The 18,169-nt window shown below is 69.6% G+C and carries 14 protein-coding genes and 1 pseudogene; 5 read left to right on the plus strand and 10 right to left on the minus strand.

Annotation, left to right across the window (positions count from 1 at the left end; all coding sequences use genetic code 11):
* Window positions 1-155 precede the first annotated feature (155 nt).
* The 4 genes and pseudogenes from mmsA to OP79_RS23975 all read right to left on the minus strand — a co-directional run bounded on the left by mmsA (window position 156) and on the right by OP79_RS23975 (window position 4,325).
* The gene (mmsA, locus tag OP79_RS23960) at window positions 156-1,658 is read right to left on the minus strand and encodes a CoA-acylating methylmalonate-semialdehyde dehydrogenase (RefSeq protein ID WP_033322725.1); all 1,503 of its coding nucleotides are present in this window, start codon (window positions 1,656-1,658) and stop codon (window positions 156-158) included.
* Window positions 1,659-1,671: 13 nt separating this feature from the next.
* Window positions 1,672-3,573, minus strand: coding sequence for a 3D-(3,5/4)-trihydroxycyclohexane-1,2-dione acylhydrolase (decyclizing) (gene iolD / locus OP79_RS23965; RefSeq protein ID WP_033322727.1), 1,902 nt, complete (start codon window positions 3,571-3,573; stop codon window positions 1,672-1,674).
* Window positions 3,570-4,113: pseudogene (locus tag OP79_RS52070) on the minus strand (5-deoxy-glucuronate isomerase); the annotation flags it as partial. The pseudogene OP79_RS52070 and the gene iolD, both read right to left, overlap by 4 nt.
* 5 nt (window positions 4,114-4,118) lie before the next feature.
* Complete coding sequence (locus tag OP79_RS23975) at window positions 4,119-4,325, minus strand: hypothetical protein (RefSeq protein WP_033322729.1); 207 nt, start codon at window positions 4,323-4,325, stop codon at window positions 4,119-4,121.
* A gap of 273 nt (window positions 4,326-4,598) precedes the next feature.
* Here OP79_RS23975 and OP79_RS23980 point away from each other — a divergent pair, with 273 nt between their 5' ends.
* The 3 genes from OP79_RS23980 to OP79_RS23990 all read left to right on the plus strand — a co-directional run bounded on the left by OP79_RS23980 (window position 4,599) and on the right by OP79_RS23990 (window position 7,696).
* Window positions 4,599-4,799: a helix-turn-helix transcriptional regulator gene (locus tag OP79_RS23980; protein ID WP_033322731.1), complete on the plus strand. Its 201-nt coding sequence runs from the start codon at window positions 4,599-4,601 to the stop codon at window positions 4,797-4,799.
* A gap of 422 nt (window positions 4,800-5,221) precedes the next feature.
* A complete protein-coding gene (locus OP79_RS23985) occupies window positions 5,222-5,440 on the plus strand; it encodes a heavy-metal-associated domain-containing protein (RefSeq protein ID WP_033322732.1) in 219 nt (72 codons plus the stop codon).
* Window positions 5,441-5,500: 60 nt separating this feature from the next.
* The gene (locus OP79_RS23990; RefSeq protein WP_078491982.1) at window positions 5,501-7,696 is read left to right on the plus strand and encodes a heavy metal translocating P-type ATPase; all 2,196 of its coding nucleotides are present in this window, start codon (window positions 5,501-5,503) and stop codon (window positions 7,694-7,696) included.
* 767 nt (window positions 7,697-8,463) lie between these two features.
* Here the strand turns inward: OP79_RS23990 and OP79_RS23995 are convergent.
* Complete coding sequence (locus OP79_RS23995; RefSeq protein ID WP_033322735.1) at window positions 8,464-9,753, minus strand: citrate synthase; 1,290 nt, start codon at window positions 9,751-9,753, stop codon at window positions 8,464-8,466.
* Between the two features lie 209 nt (window positions 9,754-9,962).
* Window positions 9,963-12,233 carry an SF1B family DNA helicase RecD2 gene (gene recD2 / locus OP79_RS24000; protein ID WP_033322737.1) on the minus strand — a complete coding sequence of 757 codons (2,271 nt, stop codon included), beginning with the start codon at window positions 12,231-12,233 and terminating at the stop codon, window positions 9,963-9,965.
* A gap of 224 nt (window positions 12,234-12,457) precedes the next feature.
* On the opposite strand from recD2, the gene OP79_RS24005 reads away from it, so the two are divergent.
* A complete protein-coding gene (locus tag OP79_RS24005) occupies window positions 12,458-13,357 on the plus strand; it encodes a ribokinase (RefSeq protein WP_033322740.1) in 900 nt (299 codons plus the stop codon).
* A 180-nt stretch (window positions 13,358-13,537) separates the two neighbouring features.
* Here OP79_RS24005 and OP79_RS24010 read toward each other — a convergent pair whose 3' ends face one another.
* Complete coding sequence (locus OP79_RS24010) at window positions 13,538-14,731, minus strand: serine hydrolase domain-containing protein (RefSeq protein ID WP_245685433.1); 1,194 nt, start codon at window positions 14,729-14,731, stop codon at window positions 13,538-13,540.
* A gap of 124 nt (window positions 14,732-14,855) precedes the next feature.
* Here OP79_RS24010 and OP79_RS24015 point away from each other — a divergent pair, with 124 nt between their 5' ends.
* Window positions 14,856-15,314: a helix-turn-helix domain-containing protein gene (locus OP79_RS24015; RefSeq protein WP_033322742.1), complete on the plus strand. Its 459-nt coding sequence runs from the start codon at window positions 14,856-14,858 to the stop codon at window positions 15,312-15,314.
* A 72-nt stretch (window positions 15,315-15,386) separates the two neighbouring features.
* On the opposite strand, the gene OP79_RS24020 is transcribed toward OP79_RS24015, so the two are convergent.
* The 3 genes from OP79_RS24020 to OP79_RS24030 all read right to left on the minus strand — a co-directional run bounded on the left by OP79_RS24020 (window position 15,387) and on the right by OP79_RS24030 (window position 18,139).
* Entirely contained in the window at window positions 15,387-16,238 is an 852-nt protein-coding gene (locus OP79_RS24020) for an MBL fold metallo-hydrolase (RefSeq protein ID WP_245685434.1), read from the minus strand.
* Window positions 16,239-16,326: 88 nt separating this feature from the next.
* Window positions 16,327-17,352 (minus strand): phosphotransferase family protein, encoded by a 1,026-nt coding sequence (locus tag OP79_RS24025; protein ID WP_051744877.1) that lies wholly within the window; start codon window positions 17,350-17,352, stop codon window positions 16,327-16,329.
* A complete protein-coding gene (locus OP79_RS24030; protein ID WP_051744881.1) occupies window positions 17,342-18,139 on the minus strand; it encodes a sugar phosphate isomerase/epimerase family protein in 798 nt (265 codons plus the stop codon). Before OP79_RS24030 ends, OP79_RS24025 begins: the two co-directional genes overlap by 11 nt.
* Window positions 18,140-18,169 lie beyond the last annotated feature (30 nt).

Below are 18,169 nucleotides of genomic sequence, written 5' to 3' on the forward strand. Positions count from 1 at the left end.
CGCGGTATGCGAGGTCCCCTGAACCCGTACGTGACCTGCGGTGACGATGCCGAGGAGCGTGCCGCCGTCCACGCGGCGGATGCACCCCGCCCACGCGCCCCCGCCGGAGTCACGGCTGACGATTGACAGGCAACCGATAGGAACGAGGGCTCAGCTCAGTGGTTGCGCGGGAACCCCAGGTCCACACCCGTCGGCGCGTCGGCCGGGTCCGGCCAGCGCGTCGTGACGACCTTGCCGCGGGTGTAGAAGTGCGTGCCGTCGTTGCCGTAGATGTGGTGGTCGCCGAAGAGGGAGTCCTTCCAGCCGCCGAAGGAGTGGTAGCCCACCGGCACCGGGATCGGCACGTTCACGCCGACCATGCCCGCCTCGATCTCCATCTGGAAGCGTCGGGCCGCGCCGCCGTCCCGGGTGAAGATCGCGGTGCCGTTGCCGAACGGCGAGTTGTTGATCAGGGCCACGCCGTCGTCGTACGTCTCCGCGCGCAGCACGCACAGCACCGGGCCGAAGATCTCGTCCCGGTACGCGTCCGAGGCCGGCGGCACCTTGTCGAGCAGCGAGATGCCGATCCAGTGACCGTCCTCGTAACCCTCGACCGTGTAGCCGGTGCCGTCGAGGACGACCTCGGAGCCCTGAGCCGCCGCGCCCGTCACATACGAGGCGACCTTGTCGCGGTGCGCCTTCGTGATCAGCGGGCCCATCTCGGACGCGGGGTCGTCGCCCGGACCGATCTTGATCTTCTCGGCGCGCTCGCGGATCTTCTCCACCAGCTCGTCGCCGATCGCACCGACCGCGACGACGGCCGAGATGGCCATGCAGCGCTCGCCCGCGGACCCGTACGCAGCCGACACCGCCGCGTCGGCCGCCGCGTCCAGGTCCGCGTCCGGCAGCACCAGCATGTGGTTCTTCGCACCGCCGAGGGCCTGTACGCGCTTGCCGTTCGCGGAGGCCGTGGTGTGGATGTAGCGGGCGATCGGCGTCGAGCCCACGAAGGAGACGGCCTTCACGTCCGGGTGCTCGAGGAGCCGGTCGACGGCCACCTTGTCGCCGTGCACGACATTGAAGACACCGTCCGGAAGCCCGGCCTCCGCCAGCAGTTCGGCGAGCTTCATCGACGCCGACGGGTCCTTCTCGCTGGGCTTCAGCACGAAGGTGTTGCCGCAGGCGATGGCCATCGGGAACATCCACATCGGCACCATGGCCGGGAAGTTGAACGGCGTGATGCCCGCGACGACCCCCAGCGGCTGCCGGATCGACGCCACGTCCACGCGGCTGGCGACCTGCGTCGACAGCTCTCCCTTCAGCTGCACGTTGATGCCACACGCCAGGTCGACGATCTCCAGGCCACGCGCCACCTCGCCCAGCGCATCGCTGTGCACCTTGCCGTGCTCGGCGGTGATCAGCTCGGCGATCTCGTCCCGGTGCGCGTCGAGCAGCGCCCGGAACCTGAACAGAATGGACGTCCGCTGGGCGAGCGAGGACTGGCCCCAGGTCGCGTACGCCTCCTTGGCGGCGGCGACCGCGGCGTCCACCTCGTCGACGCTCGCGAAGGCGACCCGCGTGGTCACGGCACCGGTCGCCGGGTCGGTGACCGGCCCGTACGTACCCGACGTGCTCCCAGCGGGCTTGCCACCGATCCAGTGGTCGACGGTCTTCGTCATGTCCTGCAACTCCTCACAGATGGCGGCGGCGGGCGGCGGCGTGCCGGTCGTACACCTCGCGTGCCTTGACCGCCGACGGGCGGGTCGCGGTCTCGGCCACGGGTACATCCCACCAGGCCTGCGCCGGAGGTGCGCCCGACACTGTGTCTGCCGTTTCGGTCTCCACGTAGACACATATGGGAGTGTCGGCGGCCCGCGCCTCGGCGAGGGCGTCCCGCAGATCCCGTACGGTCTTCGCGCGCAGCACCCGCATCCCGAGGCTGGCCGCGTTGGCGGCGAGATCGACGGGCAGCGGCCGCCCCGTGTACGTACCGTCCTCCGACCGGTAGCGGTACGCGGTGCCGAACCGCTCGCCGCCCACGGAATCGGAGAGCCCGCCGATGGACGCGTACCCGTGGTTCTGCAGGACCACGACCTTGATCGCGATGCCTTCCTGGACGGCCGTGACCATCTCCGTCGGCATCATCAGATACGTGCCGTCGCCGACCAGCGCCCACACGGGACGGTCCGGCGCCGCCATGCGCACGCCGATCGCGGCCGGGATCTCGTAACCCATGCAGGAGTAGCCGTACTCGACGTGGTACTGGTCCCAGGACCGGGTCCGCCACAGTTTCTGCAGGTCGCCGGGGAGGGAGCCGGCCGCGTTGATCAGGATGTCGTCCCCGGTGACCAGTTCGTCGAGCAGGCCGAGGACCTGCGGCTGGGTGGGCCGGGTGTCCGGCTCGTCCGCCTCGTAGGCCGCGTCGACCCGGTGCTCCCAGCGCTCCTTGTCGTCCGTGTAGTCGGTGACGTACGCGGGCTCGGCGCGGTGGCCGTGCAGCGCGAGCGCCTCGGTGAGCGCCTCCAGGCCCGTACGGGCGTCCGCGATCAGCGGTTGGCCGGACAGCTTGTGGCCGTCGAAGGGGGCGATGTTGAGGTTCAGGAAGCGGACATCGCGGGCGGCGAAGAGGGTGCCGGAGGCGGTGGTGAAGTCGGTGTAGCGGGTGCCGACGCCGATCACCAGGTCTGCGGTGCGGGCCAGTTCGCAGGCGGTCGCGGTGCCGGTGTGCCCGATGCCACCGACGTCCGCCGGGTGGTCCCAGACGAGGGAGCCCTTGCCCGCCTGGGTCGAGGCGACCGGGATACCGGTGGCGTCGGCGAACTCCTTCAGCGCGGCCTCGGCCTCACTGTGGTGAACCCCGCCGCCCGCGACGACCAAGGGTCGCCGGGCATCCCGTACGGCCCTGACGGCGGCGGCCAGTTCCTCCGGGTCCACGCCGGGACGACGGACGGCCCAGACGCGCTCGGCGAAGAACTCCTCCGGCCAGTCGTACGCCTCCGCCTGCACGTCCTGCGGCAGCGCGAGCGTGACGGCGCCCGTCTCGACCGGGTCGGTGAGCACGCGCATCGCCTGGAGGGCGGCCGGGATGAGGGCTTCGGGACGCATGACGCGGTCGAAGTACTTCGACACCGGGCGCAGACAGTCGTTCACCGACACATCGCCCGCGTACGGGACTTCGAGCTGCTGGAGTACCGGGTCGGCGGGGCGGGTCGCGAAGGTGTCGCCGGGCAGGAGCAGTACGGGGATGTGGTTGATCGTGGCGAGGGCGGCGCCCGTGACGAGGTTGGTGGCACCTGGTCCGATGGACGTCGTGACGGCGTGCGTGGCCAGGCGGTGCGACTGACGGGCGTAGCCGACCGCCGCGTGCACCATGGCCTGTTCGTTGCGGCCCTGGTGGTACGGCATCTCGGCGCCGTACTCGAGAAGCGCCTGCCCGAGCCCGGCGACATTGCCGTGCCCGAAGATGCCCCAGGTGGCGTCGATCAGTCGGCGCCGTACCCCGTCCCGCTCCGTGTACTGGGCGGCGAGGAACCGCACCAGCGCCTGCGCGACCGTCAGCCTTGTCGTCGCCGTTGACGTCTTCGGCTCTGTCATCGGTAGCCCTCTGTGCTTTCTACGTGTCCCGGGTGGAAGCAGATCCGCCACACCCTGTCCTCCCCCGGGCCGTCTGTCACGTTCCAGTAGTACATCGCGCGACCTGGCCGGGCGATGGACGAGCCGTGCCATTCGTCGAGTACGAGGAAGGCACCGCCGGCATCGTCGGTGCGGACCTCGGCGAGGACATCGGATCCGCCCTCACGCGGGGAAATACGCGCTGATGACCGAATCCGTTCGGGCCGTCGATCTCGAACTCGAAACAGTGCTTCTCCTCCGGTTCCGACAGTTCCGACTCGACACCGGGCCGGTGCTCGTGTTGTCGGCGGGGTGTACGAGGACCTCCGGCGCGGGGCCGTAGCGGGCGGGGAGTCAGCGCTCGCACTTCGCTCCTGCCAGGGCGAAGCGGCGTCCCGCGCCGGAGGCGATCTGCACCCGGGCGTCGCGAAGGGTGTACGCGAAGCCGGTGACTTCGCTGAACACGCCCTCCCTGCCCAGGAGTTCAAGGGTGGTGGCCTCTGCTCGGCCAGTGCAGACGCCGTTGCTCACAGGACCGCCCCCTCCTTGAGCGCGTCCTCGGCCTCCGAGGGGGTCGGCATGGCGGAGGAGCACTCCAGGCGGGAGGCGACGATGGCGGACGTCACCTGCGGGAGCGGCACGCCTGTCCGCAAGGGGTAGAGGTCCATGCCGATCCGCCCCATGGTGATCAGCTCGTACGCACTGGACGCACCGGGCACCGCGGACTCGCCCATCGGCTTCCCTTCGCTTCGGCTGCTCCAAGGTGTAGCGGCGCTCCATGACGCCTGTCAATTGGTTGTCCGGACATTCGGACCAGACCCAGACGCCGCAACACGTCACCCGTGTCACAGATACCGCCGCCCTGTCACACATGTCCCGGCCGCGCACGCCTTGTGTCACACCCGAGCGACAGCCACTGGTCCACAGTCACGTCCTGTCGTTGGACGGTCACAGCCACGCGATCGCCAGCGCAGCGCCTCCGCGGCGCGCGCGGGGAGGTGCTACTGATGACCGACCAAAGACTCTGGTCGTACAAGGACATCGCGGCGCACATCCATGTGCAGCCGGACACCGTGCGGTCCTACCGCAAACACGGGATGCTTCCTCCGCCGGACCATGTGGAGTCCGGCAAGCCGTATTGGTATGCGGACACCATCCGGGCGTGGGTGGCCTCCCGGCCGAGCAACCGGGGTCGCCGGGCGGACTGACCAGGGGGTTCGCCCCCGCGTGAGCCTCCGGCGGTTGGGCGGGGCGCCTACGGGGTGGGTGGGTTCGGTTCACTGGCGGGTGCGGGCCGTCTGTGGCTGGTCGCGCCGTTCCCCGCGCCCCTGGGTGGTCGGTGGGTGCGGGGTCGTGGGCCGGTGCGTCAGCCCGTCGCAGGCCGGGCATACGGCCCTGGCCTGGTACACGGTGCGGGTTCTCCGAGACCGGACCTAAGCGACGGGCATACGACGCACCGGCCCACGACCCCTCCCACCGGAGGGAAGCCGCGAGTGCGTGGGGGTGCGGGCTTTCCCGAAGCACGGGGAACTGCGCGACCAGCCACCCACAGCCCACACTTTGGGGGAATACCCCCTAGGGGTACAGTGAAAGCAAACAGCCCCACCCGCCCCGACAATGGAGCAACGACATGACCGAGCAGACCGTCACCTACCAGGTCACCGGAATGAGCTGCGCCCACTGCGAAGGCTCCGTCTCCAACGAGCTCTCCGAGCTCCCCGGCGTCAGCTCGGTGAAGGCCGTTGCCTCGACCGGCGAGGTCACCGTCGTCTCCACCGCCCCGCTCGACGCGGACGCGGTTCGCGCCGCGATCGACGAGGCCGGCTTCGAACTCGTCGGCACGGTCTGAGGCCCGAAGTTGAGCAGCACGGCAACACCTGCCGCCGAGGTCGAACTCACCATCGGCGGCATGACCTGCGCCTCCTGCGCCGCCCGCGTCGAGAAGAAGCTCAACCGCATGGACGGCGTCACCGCCACGGTGAACTACGCGACGGAGCGCGCGAGGGTCTCGTACGAAGACGGCATACGCGTGGCCGATCTGATCGCCACCGTGGAGAAGACCGGTTACACGGCCGAGGAGCCGGCACCCCCGGAGCCGGAGCCCTCACCGGAGGCACCCCGGGAAGACCCCGAACTCGCCTCCCTGCGCGAGCGCCTGACCGTCTCCGCCGTGCTCGCCCTCCCCGTGGTCCTCCTCGCCATGGTCCCGTCCCTCCAGTTCGACAACTGGCAGTGGCTGTCGCTGACGCTCGCCGCGCCCGTCGTCGTATGGGGCGGACTGCCGTTCCACCGGGCGACGTTCACGAACGCCCGGCACGGCGCGGCCACCATGGACACGCTCGTCTCCGTCGGCACGCTGGCCGCCTTCGGCTGGTCCGTGTGGGCGCTGTTCTGGGGTCACGCGGGGATGCCGGGCATGCGGCACGGCTTCGACCTCACAGTGTCCCGTGGGGAGGCCTCGTCGGCGATCTATCTCGAAGTGGCCGCAGGAGTCGTCACCTTCATCCTCCTCGGCCGCTATCTGGAGGCCCGCGCCAAGCGACGCTCGGGCGCGGCCCTGAGGGCCCTGATGGAGCTGGGCGCCAGGGATGTCTCCGTACTGCGCGACGGCCGTGAGGTACGCGTCCCCGTCGCTGATCTCAAGGTCGGTGACCGTTTCGTCGTACGACCCGGCGAGAAGGTCGCCACCGACGGCACCGTCGTCGAGGGCGCCTCGGCGGTCGACGCCTCGATGCTGACCGGCGAGTCGGTGCCGGTGGACGTGACGGTCGGCGACGCCGTGACGGGCGCGACCGTGAACGCCGGCGGCAGGCTCGTCGTCGAGGCGACCCGCATCGGCGCGGACACGCAGCTGGCGCGGATGGCGAAGCTCGTCGAGGACGCGCAGAACGGCAAGGCCGAGGCGCAGCGCCTCGCCGACCGGATCTCCGCCGTCTTCGTCCCCGCCGTCCTGCTGATCGCCGTCGCCACCTTCGGCGTCTGGCTCGGCATGACGGACGAGCTGACCGCCGCCTTCACGGCCGCCGTAGCGGTGCTGATCATCGCCTGCCCGTGCGCCCTCGGCCTCGCCACCCCGACCGCCCTCATGGTCGGCACCGGGCGCGGCGCCCAGCTCGGCATCCTCATCAAGGGCCCCGAGGTCCTGGAGTCCACGCGCCGCGTCGACACGGTCGTCCTGGACAAGACCGGCACGGTCACCACGGGCCGTATGACGCTCCAAGAGGTGTACGCCGCTGCCGACGCCGACGAGAAACAGGTACTGCGGCTCGCGGGCGCCCTGGAGCACGCCTCCGAGCACCCGATCGCACGGGCCGTCGCGGCGGGCGCGGAGGAACGTGTGGGGGTTCCGTTGCCCTCGGTCGACGGCTTCGAGAACCTCGCGGGGCTCGGCGTACGCGGCACGGTCGACGGGCACGAGGTGCTGGTCGGGCGTGCGCGGCTGTTGGACGAGGCCGGTGTCGTGCTGCCGGACGAGCTGACCGCACTGAAGACGCGGGCCGAGGCAGAGGGGCGTACCGCCGTGGCCGTCGCCTGGGACGGGGTGGCACGCGGTGTCCTGACCGTCGCCGACGCGGTCAAGGAGAGCAGCGCCGAGGCGGTCCGCGAGCTGCGCGTCCTGGGGCTGACGCCCGTACTGCTGACCGGGGACAACCGGACCGTCGCCGAGTCCGTGGCACGCCGTGTCGGCATCGACGACGAGTTCGTCTTCGCGGAGGTGCTGCCGCAGGACAAGGTCGAGGTGATCAAGCGGCTCCAGGCCGAGGGGCGGGCCGTCGCGATGGTCGGCGACGGCGTCAACGACGCGGCCGCTCTCGCCGTCGCCGATCTGGGCCTTGCCATGGGCACGGGGACTGACGCGGCGATCGAGGCGGGCGATCTGACGCTCGTACGCGGGGATCTGCGGGTGGCCGCGGACGCGATCCGGCTGTCGCGGAGGACCCTTGCCACGATCAAGGGAAATCTCGTCTGGGCCTTCGGCTACAACGTGGCCGCGCTGCCGCTGGCCGCGGCGGGGCTGCTGAATCCGATGATCGCGGGCGCCGCGATGGCGTTCTCCTCGGTGTTCGTGGTGACGAACAGCCTTCGACTCCGGGCATTTCGGTGATGTCGAAGTAAGAACCCCTCTAGAGTCCGACGCGAGCCTCACATAAGCTCTTCACAAGGCTCGCGCATCTTCCTTACGCTTGGGCTCCGATCGACGTATCGGGTCTCTTGTGCATCTTCAGGACATATGCAAGAGACGCAGATCACAGTGATGCGAAGGTAACCATCGAAGGGGTTCGTGAGTCTAAGTTGGCGATGTCAGAAGCGTCTTGGGGGGCGTGACTGGCATCTGGGGATGTCTTGGGGGACGTTCCCGGAACTGCGTTGCCGGGGCACGTACACGGGGAGCTTGAGCGGCCCTCCCGTACGGGTCCCGGCAGACCGCACTCGCTGCAGTACACAGAGTTCAGCCAGTTCAGCAGTACATCGAGTTCTGCTCGTTTAGATCACAGCGATTCAGGCGCTGTCCTAAGACGCCCGGCCGGATCCCGTGGGGGGAATCCGAACCGGGACAAGGAAGGCGCCCCGACTCCGGCCCGTGGGGGGACCGGCAGCGGGGCGCCTTCCGTATTTTTTTGGAGCTCGGTTCGCCTCCGGGGCGCTGCAGCCGGTGTCGAGACGGCGATCGTGCTCGGCCCGCCTTCGTCAGGCCTCCGCACTCCCCCACTCTCGAATTCTCCCCCAGCGCCTTAAAGGCCTGGGGGGACCCCCAGAGCGGGGGGACCCCCATGCCGTCTCGACGCCGTCGCGCCCCTTCGACTCACTCGCTGTAGGGCGCCGTGACTTGTAGGCGCCGTTTAACGTGCGCCGTGACTTGCAGAAGCCGCTTTAACGCGCCTCGACCGGGACGAAGTCCCGCAGAACCTCACCCGTGTAGATCTGCCGCGGACGGCCGATCCGCGAACCCGGCTCCTTGATCATCTCGTGCCACTGGGCGATCCAGCCGGGGAGACGGCCGAGCGCGAACAGGACCGTGAACATCTCGGTCGGGAAGCCCATCGCCCGGTAGATCAGCCCGGTGTAGAAGTCCACGTTCGGGTAGAGGTTGCGCGAGACGAAGTAGTCGTCGGAGAGCGCGTGCTCCTCCAGCTTGAGCGCGATGTCCAGCAGCTCGTCGGACTTGCCGAGGGCCGAGAGGACATCGTGCGCCGCAGCCTTGATGATCTTGGCGCGCGGGTCGAAGGACTTGTACACCCGGTGGCCGAAGCCCATCAGGCGGACGCCGTCCTCCTTGTTCTTCACCTTGCGGATGAAGGAGTCGACGTCGCCGCCGTTGGCCTTGATGCCTTCCAGCATCTCCAGGACGGACTGGTTGGCACCGCCGTGCAGCGGACCCCACAGCGCCGAGATACCGGCCGAGATCGAGGCGAACATGTTCGCCTGCGAGGAGCCGACCAGGCGGACGGTGGAGGTCGAACAGTTCTGCTCGTGGTCCGCGTGCAGGATCAGCAACTTGTCGAGCGCGGAGACCACGACCGGGTCCAGGTCGTACTCCTGCGCCGGAACCGAGAACGTCATACGCAGGAAGTTCTCGACGTAACCGAGGTCGTTGCGCGGGTAGACGAAGGGGTGCCCGATCGACTTCTTGTACGCGTACGCCGCGATCGTCGGGAGCTTGGCGAGCAGGCGGATCGTGGAGAGGTTGCGCTGGGTCTCGTCGAACGGATTGTGGCTGTCCTGGTAGAAGGTGGACAGCGCGGAGACCACCGAGGACAGCATCGCCATCGGGTGGGCGTCGCGCGGGAAGCCACGGTAGAAGTTCTTGACGTCCTCATGCAGCAGGGTGTGCTGTGTGATTTCGCCCCGGAAGGTGGAGAGCTCGTCGACCGTCGGCAGCTCGCCGTTGATCAGCAGGTAGGCCACCTCGAGGAAGGAGGAGCGCTCTGCCAGCTGCTCGATCGGGTAACCGCGGTACCGGAGGATGCCCTGCTCACCGTCGAGATAGGTGATGGCGGATTTATAGGCGGCGGTGTTGCCGTAACCACTGTCCAGCGTGACCAGACCGGTCTGGGCGCGGAGCTTCCCGATGTCGAAGCCCTTGTCGCCGACGGTGCTGTCTATCACCGGGTAGGTGTACTCGCCGTCGCCGTACCGCAGTACTACAGAGTTGTCGCTCACGTCATCCCTCACCGACGTTGTGCCTCTTCTTCGAGGTGCCCTGACTGCTTCTACCATCCCCCATTTGGCGCAGGAGAGTGCACTCGGGGTCGACCATTGGGCCTATTGGCGGCACTCAGTGCCGTCACTCTGCTCATCCTGCCCCCCTTCGCCCTGCCTGCGGAAGTGCTCTGTGACCCTTGCGACTCATTTGATCGATCAAATCTGGCTCACGGGCCGAGAGGGCGGGGTGAGAGCCGGAAATCCAGGGCCGTACAACGTCGGCCCGCCGACACCGTGCGCACCGCCTGCCCTATCGCCTTGCGTGAACCGACCAGCACCACAAGCTTCTTGGCGCGGGTGACGGCCGTGTAGAGCAGGTTGCGCTGGAGCATCATCCAGGCGCTGGTGGTCACCGGGATCACCACCGCTGGATACTCACTGCCCTGGGAGCGGTGGATCGTCACCGCGTACGCATGCGCCAGCTCGTCGAGCTCGTCGAATTCGTACGGCACCTCCTCGTCCTCGTCGGTCAGCACCGTCAGCCGCTGGTCGTCCACGTTGAGGGAGGTGACCACGCCGACCGTGCCGTTGAAGACACCGTTCTCACCCTTCTCGTAATTGTTGCGGATCTGCGTGACCTTGTCGCCGACGCGGAAGACCCGGCCGCCGAAGCGCTTCTCGGCGAGGTCGGGGCGGGCGGGTGTGATCGCCTGCTGGAGCAGTCCGTTGAGGGTGCCCGCGCCCGCCGGGCCGCGGTGCATGGGGGCGAGGACCTGGACGTCACGGCGCGGATCGAGGCCGAATTTGGCGGGGATGCGCCGGGCCGCCACGTCCACCGTGAGCCGGCCCACCTCCTCCGTGTCGTCCTCGACGAAGAGGAAGAAGTCCTTCAGGTCCTGGGTGATCGGCTGCTTGCCCTCGTTGATCCGGTGGGCGTTCGTCACCACCCCCGACTGCTGGGCCTGGCGGAAGATCCGGGTGAGCCGGACGGCGGGCACCGGGCCGCCCTCGGCGAGCAGATCGCGCAGGACCTCCCCCGCGCCGACGCTCGGCAGCTGGTCGACATCTCCCACGAAGAGCAGATGCGCCCCCGGAGGCACCGCCTTCACCAGCTTGTTGGCAAGGAGCAGGTCGAGCATCGAGGCCTCGTCCACGACCACCAGGTCGGCGTCCAGCGGACGGTCCTTGTCGTACGCCGCGTCCCCGCCGGGCTTCAGCTCCAGGAGCCGGTGCACGGTCGAGGCCTCCGCGCCCGTGAGCTCGGCCAGCCGCTTGGCGGCGCGGCCCGTGGGCGCGGCCAGCACGACCTTGGCCTTCTTGGCGCGGGCCAGCTCCACAATCGAGCGGACCGTGAAGGACTTGCCGCAGCCGGGGCCTCCGGTGAGCACGGCGACCTTCTCGGTGAGCGCGAGGCGAACGGCCTCCTCCTGCTCGGGGGCCAGCTCCGCTCCCGTACGGTCCTTGAGCCAGGCCAGGGCCTTGTCCCAGGCCACGTTCCGGAAAGCCGGCATCCGGTCCTCGTCGGTGCGCAGGAGGCGCAACAGCTGGGCGGACAGGGAGAGTTCGGCCCGGTGGAAGGGGACCAGGTAGATGGCCGTCACGGGGTCGCCGCCGTCGTGGCCGGGGACCTTTTCCCGTACGACTCCGGGGTCGCCGTCGTCCTCCTGGGGCGCCGCCAGTTCCCCGAGGCACTCGATGACCAGGCCCGTGTCCACCTGGAGCAACTTCACCGCGTCCGCGATCAGCTGCTCCTCCGGGAGGAAACAGTGGCCCTGGTCGGTGGACTGCGAAAGGGCGTACTGGAGACCGGCCTTGACACGCTCAGGGCTGTCGTGCGGGATGCCCACGGACTGGGCGATCTTGTCGGCGGTGAGGAAGCCGATGCCCCAGACGTCGGACGCCAGGCGGTACGGCTGGTTCTTGACCACCGAGATCGAGGCGTCGCCGTACTTCTTGTAGATACGGACCGCGATCGACGTCGACACCTCGACGGTCTGGAGGAAGAGCATGACCTCCTTGATCGCCTTCTGCTCCTCCCAGGCGTCGGCGATCTTCTTGGTCCGCTTGGGGCCGAGACCGGGCACCTCGATGAGCCGCTTCGGCTCCTCCTCGATGATCTGGAGGGTGTCGAGCCCGAAGTGCTGGGTGATGCGGTCCGCGAAGACCGGCCCGATGCCCTTGACCAGGCCGGATCCCAGATAGCGGCGGATACCCTGGACCGTGGCGGGCAGCACCGTCGTGTAGTTCTCCACCGTGAACTGCTTGCCGTACTGAGGGTGCGACCCCCAGCGGCCCTCCATGCGCAGGGACTCCCCCACCTGGGCGCCGAGCAGCGCGCCGACGACCGTGAGCAGATCGCCGCCGCCCCGTCCGGTGTCCACCCGGGCGACCGTGTAGCCGTTCTCCTCGTTGGCGTACGTGATCCGCTCCAGCACGCCCTCGAGAACCGCCAGGTTCCGCGCCCCGGTGCCTGCCTGGTTCCCCGCCAGATTCGACATGATCCGACGCTACCGCCCGCCTCTGACAGCGCGCGAAACCTGTGGACAACCTTCGTCACGCGCTGAAGGCCGCGGACGGTGAGAAGGTCACCGTGACGGTCAAGGTCCCGGTGAAGATGGTGGCGTCCGAGAACGTCGCCGACCTCATGTCCTGAGCCGGCCCACACGGGCCCTGAGCCAGTCCACACAGGGATCCACGGGGAACTCCACAAGGAGCGAGAGTGATGTACGACTACGACCTGCTGGTCATCGGGTCGGCCAACGCCGACCTGGTGATCGGCGTCGAGCGCCGCCCCGGCGCCGGGGAGACCGTCCTCGGCTCCGACCTGGCCGTCCACCCGGGCGGCAAGGGCGCCAACCAGGCGGTCGCCGCCGCCCGCCTCGGGGCCCGTACGGCGCTGCTGGCGCGGGTCGGCGACGACGGCCACGGGCGGCTGCTGCTCGACTCGATGCGGGACGCCGGTGTCGACACGGCCGGCGTCCTCGTCGGCGGGGCGCCCACCGGCATCGCGCTGATCACGGTGGACCCGTCCGGCGACAACAGCATCGTCGTGTCGCCCGGCGCGAACGGCCGCCTGACCCCGGAGGACGTCCGAACGGCCTCGGCCCTCCTCGCCGCCTCCCCGGTGGTCTCGGCCCAGCTGGAGATCCCCCTGGAGACGGTCGAGGAGGTCGTACGGGGCTTGCGGCCGGGCACCCGTTTCGTACTCAACCCGTCGCCGCCGAGGGAACTGCCGGACGAGGTGCTCGCGGCCTGCGACCCGCTGATCGTGAACGAACACGAGGCGCGCGTGGTGCTGGGTGCCGACGCGGGCGCCGGGCCCTCGGAGTGGGCCGAGTCGCTCCTCGCGCGGGGCCCACGCTCGGTGGTCGTCACGCTGGGCGAGGAGGGCGCGCTGGTCGCCGACGCGTCCGGGGTGACCCGCGTCCCCTCCGTGAAGGTCGACGCCGTGGACACGACGGGGGCGGGCGACGCGTTCACCGCGGCCCTGGCCTGGCGGCTCGGGGCCGGGGAGTCCCTCGCGGACTCGGCGGCGTACGCGGCACGCGTGGGCGCCGTGGCGGTCACCCGGGAGGGCGCCCAGGCTTCGTTCCCCAGCGCCGAAGAGGTCGCAGCCCTGTGAAGAAGGCCGGAAAGGCTTCGAGGGGCCCGGTCCGTCGACCGAGCCCCTCGTTCTACCCCTCCCCCAACATCAGAACCCCCGCGGATCCCCCCAGATCCCCCCTCCAGAAGTCCTGATGCCAAGTACGACCCGCGGGGTGGGCAGAGGGTTGCACGGGCTCCGGAGATTTTTTGCGGGACCTCAGTGGTCCTCCGCCCGTACGCGGTCGGCGATGCCCATCGTCAGCTTCTCCGCACGGTCCTGGAGGTCCCACTTCCCGTCCTGGTAGGCGTGGTTGCTCACCCAGAACACCAGGACGCCGTCGCGCGGCCAGTGCGCGAGATAGCCCAGGGACCAGTCGTTGCCGCCGTTGTGCCAGGCGAGCGGGCCTTGGGGAGTGCCGGTGGCGACCCAGCCGTATCCGTAGTACGACGGGCCGGGCCCGAGCAGCTCGTCGGAGTCGGGGATCCGCACGTGGGGCGCGAACAACCTCTGCCTGGCCTGCGCCGGAAGGATCTCGTCGCCCGAGAGGGCGCGGTGCCAGCGGAACATGTCCTGTGCTGTGGAGAGCATGCCGCCGTTGCCGCGCAGGTGCCAGTACGGCCCGTCGGCGGCCCAGGGATGGTCGATGGGCCTGCCCTGGCTCCGCCCCTCGCTGTCGTACTCCACCGCGACCAGGTTCCGCGGCCACCGGGGCAGCACATATCCGGTCCGGTCCATTCCGGCCGGTGCGAACAGGTGACGGGCCAGGAACGGCTCGTAGCCCTCCCCGGACGCCTCCTCGATGATCGCGGCGAGCAGGCTGTAGCCGGTGTTGGAGTAGTGGAACTCCGCACCCGGGACGGACCGCAGCTTCGACGCCAGGGCCTGCCGCACCAACTCGTCGCGCGAGACGGGTTCGTAGTCGTCGCCGAGCCCCTCGACCAGGCCCGATGTATGAGTGAGCAGGTGCTCGATCGTGATGCCGCGCTTGTCCCCGGGAACCGGCCACCCCAGGTACCGGCCGATCGGATCACTCACCCGCAGCCGCCCCATCACCTCCAGCTTCAGGATCGCGGCCGCGGTGAACTGCTTGGTGTTCGACATGACGTCGTACACGGTGCGGCAGCTCGCGGGGGTGCCCGAGGCGCGGTCCGCCGTCCCGAACCCTCCGCAGTACGCGAGTTCGCCGCCACGTGCGGCGATCACGGTGCCGCCGGACCCGGCGGGCAGGGTGCGGCGGAGGAAGCCGGCGACCGACTCCCCGTCGCGCGCCTTCGGGGACGCGGCGCCGGGCGGTGCCGCGCGCCCGGCGGCCCGCTCTTCGGCGCATCCGCCCACCATCACCAGAACCGAGAGGACCGTGGCGGCGACGCCCGTACGGCGACAGTGACGCAGACGAAGACCCTTGCCCATATGACCTCCAACATCGGGAATCTGCGCCGAGGTTGACCGCGGCTCTCGCCGTTCCTCAAGCTGTCAGGGTGTTCGAGCTTGTGCGAGCTCGTGTACGTCCAGCTCAACAGGGGGGACCACCACCATGACCACAGCACCGCCCACACCGCCGGACACCGACGCAGCCGCCTTCATGGCGGCGCTACGCCGCCTCAAGACGTGGTCGGGCCTGAGCTACCGCCAGCTGGAACGCCGCGCGACGGCGGCGGGCCACACGCTGCCCTACTCCACGGCGGCGACCATGCTCGGCAGGGAGCGGCTGCCCCGCGAGGAGCTGGTCGTCGCGTTCGTCACGGCCTGCGGAGTGCGGGACGACGAGGCGGAGGCGTGGGCGGACGCGCGCACCACCATCGCCTGCGGGCACGTCGACGCCCCACCTCCACGCAACGACGAAACCAAGCGCTCGTGGCGGCCACGCTGGACGTTCGTCGCTGCGGCGGTGCTCGCCACGGCACTCCTCGGCGGGGCGGCGTCATCCGGTGCCTTCACTGACGACCAGGAGATACAGGAGACGCGGCAGACACAGACGTCTCTCGGCCTGTAGCGCGCTTGCGCAGGTGCCGACCGCCCACCGGCGGCCGTGTGCCGCTCGGCCTGATGGCGGCGGGAACACCCGTCACGTGGCCGACGGCCGTGGCTGTTCCGGCGGGACCGACCCCTCGGCAACCGCCATCCACTGGTCCAGGTCGGCCTGCGTGAACTCCGGCCACGCGGGAATCTCGGGAAGCCGGCGGAGAAGGTCGTACGCCTCCGCGATCCGCGGCCCGCGAAGCACCGGTGAATGGCAGCCGGCGATGACCTCGGCGTCCAGCCGCTGGAAGTCGTCCACCACCGCCCCGAACTTCCGGCCGTCGAGCAGCGCGACCCAGGGCGAGACCAGGCGCCCGCCGAAGAACTGGCCTTCGCGAAATTCATCGGCGGACAGGTCGGCGATTTCGGGGATGGGAGCGGGCACGTTCGTCGCGAAGGTGTCCACCGCCCACAGGACATCGGTCTTCGGGTCGAAGAGGGCGCGGGTCGTGGGGTTGTCGTACAACGGCGGCCGCTTGGCCACCAGCGTTCGGTCACCCACATCCACCGTATCGCCGTCGATCATGAAGCGGCACCGGTTGATGGGCGTCTCCCACTCCTCGGCCATGCGCCCGATCGAGAACCACGTCGTCAGCAGCGTCGCGTTCGGGCATTCAGCGAGGACCGCCAAGAGGTTGCCGGCGTGGTCACGGTCGTCGTGAGTGAGGAAGATCCACCGAACGTCCAACGGATCCACCACGGACCACGCGGCCTCCAGCCACTGGGACCGCACCGCCGGTGCCCCGGTGTCCACAAGCACCGGTTCGGATCCCCGGATCACCATCGAATTCATCGGGAAGTGGCCGACCGGCGGGGCTTCCAGGGCCCACGGGATGACGAACGTCTCCTCGGCGATCCGGTACGGCTGCAGAAGGTGGAAGGTTTCCATGGTCGTCATCGCTGCTCTCCCTAGAACGGGGTCCGGCCGCAGCGCCCGTGATTCCAGTCCAGCCCCTGGGCGGACTCCCGTCAAACGCAGGGTCCGCTCAGTAGCGGTCGAGCAAAGCCTGGACGTAACCCTCCAGCCGGCTGGTCAGCACGGTGGGGGTCAGATCGGTTCGGTCCAGTTCGCGCCATGGGACGGCCACCTTCTCGGCGTCCGGGGCGAAGGCCAAGGCGTCCAGCAACCGCCAGTAGAGGTGGGCGGCGGGGTCCTCCGACAGCGTCCCTCCCGCGGCGACATAGCGGTCGGCGAAGCGCATGCCCGCCGGCACTCCGTGCAGCAGCGCCAGTGCCGTGGAGCAGTGGGCCACGTCCAGATCGGCCGGCCCCCAGGAGGTCTCCACCCAGTCGACGACGCCGCTGATCCGCAGATCATCGCCGCCGCCGTCACCCTTGCCGTTGCCCGTGAAGAGGACGTTGCCGGGATGGAAGTCCCGGTGCAGAAAGCAGGGCCGGTAGTCCGGGGGCTCCTGCCGGATGACGTCCACGGCCCGTTGCCACAGCTCGGGCCGCTCGGTGTCCCCCGGCGTACTCACTCGCTCCGGAGAGGTCCACGCCTGATAGGTACGGGGCCGTGCCTCCACGGTCACCGGCAGCCGGTGAATACGCAGCAACTGGCCGGCCAGCAGATCGGAACGCCGGTCGGCCCCCTCATCACCCAGGCGCACGGACCCCGGCAGCAGGGACATCAGCAAGGACGGGTGATCGCAGTGCTGCGCCGTCGCGTCCACACCCACCAGTGTGGCCGCGGGCACGTCCGTATCGCCGAGCAGGCGCAGAATGTCCGCCTCGCGGCTCAGCAGCCCCTCCGCGTGCCGCAAGAAGAAGGGTTTGACGAACGACCGCAGAACCATCGAGCGCCGACCGCCCGGCCCGGAGATGTCCAGACGTCGCATTTCCGACGTCCACCCGCCACGAAGCCGCACCACGCCGTCGATGTGCTCGCCCGCAGACAGCGCCTGCTCCACCCAGGCCCGCGTCGCACCCCAGCCGCGAACGTCAAGATGGGGCGCCCCTTCCCTCGTAGGGCGCCCCAAGCTCGTCAGGCCACGTACGCCCTTACGCCGCATGCTCCACGAACCGTGCCGCCGTCTCCGCCAGCACCTCGCGGCCGTCCCGTGCCCACAGCCCGGCGTTGAAAAGCTCGACCTCGATGGGACCGGTGTAGCCCGCCGCCTCGACGTAGCCCTTCCACTCCCTCATGTCGATCGCGCCGTCGCCGATCTGACCACGGCCGGTGAGGACGCCCTCCGGCAACGGGGTTGTCCAGTCGGCCAGTTGGAAGGTGTGGATGCGGCCGCCTGCGCCCGCGCGGGTGATCTGGGCGGGGGCCTGGTCGTCCCACCAGATGTGGTACGTGTCAACCGTCACGCCCACCTGCTCCGCCGGGAAGCGTTCCGCCAGGTCGAGGGCCTGAGTGAGGGTCGACACCACGCAGCGGTCCGAGGCGTACATCGGGTGCAACGGCTCGATGGCCAGCCGTACGCCCCGCTCCTGCGCGTACGGACCCAGCTCGGCCAGCGCGTCGGCGATGCGCTCCCTCGCGCCGTGCAGGTCCTTCGAGCCCGCCGGGAGGCCGCCGGAGACCAGGACCAGCGTGTCGGTGCCCAGGGTGGCCGCCTCGTCGACGGCCGCCCTGTTGTCGTCCAGCGCCTTCGCCCGCTCGTCCGCGTCGATCGCCGTGAAGAAGCCGCCCCGGCAGAGGGTCGTGACCGTCAGACCCGCCTCGCGGACCAGTTTCGCGGTCTCCTCCACGCCGTACGACTGGACCGGCTCACGCCACAGACCCACGCCCGGTACGCCCAACTCCAGGCAGGCATCGACCAGTTCGGGCAGCGACAGCTGCTTGACCGTCATCTGGTTGATGGAGAAACGCGACAGGGCGGG

It is taken from the genome of Streptomyces yerevanensis, assembly GCF_000716805.1.
Taxonomy (GTDB): Bacteria; Actinomycetota; Actinomycetes; order Streptomycetales; family Streptomycetaceae; genus Streptomyces; species Streptomyces flaveus.

What these genes read in the sequence shown, in the direction of transcription:
- OP79_RS24020 (WP_245685434.1), bottom strand. Translation starts at nt 16,238, where the DNA reads ATGACGACCATGGAAACCTTCCACCTTCTGCAGCCGTACCGGATCGCC.
- OP79_RS24015 (WP_033322742.1), top strand. Translation starts at nt 14,856, where the DNA reads ATGACCACAGCACCGCCCACACCGCCGGACACCGACGCAGCCGCCTTC.
- OP79_RS23980 (WP_033322731.1), top strand. Translation starts at nt 4,599, where the DNA reads ATGACCGACCAAAGACTCTGGTCGTACAAGGACATCGCGGCGCACATC.
- OP79_RS23990 (WP_078491982.1), top strand. Translation starts at nt 5,501, where the DNA reads ATGACCTGCGCCTCCTGCGCCGCCCGCGTCGAGAAGAAGCTCAACCGC.
- OP79_RS24010 (WP_245685433.1), bottom strand. Translation starts at nt 14,731, where the DNA reads ATGGGCAAGGGTCTTCGTCTGCGTCACTGTCGCCGTACGGGCGTCGCC.
- mmsA (WP_033322725.1), bottom strand. Translation starts at nt 1,658, where the DNA reads ATGACGAAGACCGTCGACCACTGGATCGGTGGCAAGCCCGCTGGGAGC.
- OP79_RS24005 (WP_033322740.1), top strand. Translation starts at nt 12,458, where the DNA reads ATGTACGACTACGACCTGCTGGTCATCGGGTCGGCCAACGCCGACCTG.
- recD2 (WP_033322737.1), bottom strand. Translation starts at nt 12,233, where the DNA reads ATGTCGAATCTGGCGGGGAACCAGGCAGGCACCGGGGCGCGGAACCTG.
- OP79_RS24025 (WP_051744877.1), bottom strand. Translation starts at nt 17,352, where the DNA reads ATGCGGCGTAAGGGCGTACGTGGCCTGACGAGCTTGGGGCGCCCTACG.
- OP79_RS23985 (WP_033322732.1), top strand. Translation starts at nt 5,222, where the DNA reads ATGACCGAGCAGACCGTCACCTACCAGGTCACCGGAATGAGCTGCGCC.
- OP79_RS23975 (WP_033322729.1), bottom strand. Translation starts at nt 4,325, where the DNA reads ATGGGCGAGTCCGCGGTGCCCGGTGCGTCCAGTGCGTACGAGCTGATC.
- OP79_RS24030 (WP_051744881.1), bottom strand. Translation starts at nt 18,139, where the DNA reads ATGACGGTCAAGCAGCTGTCGCTGCCCGAACTGGTCGATGCCTGCCTG.
- iolD (WP_033322727.1), bottom strand. Translation starts at nt 3,573, where the DNA reads ATGACAGAGCCGAAGACGTCAACGGCGACGACAAGGCTGACGGTCGCG.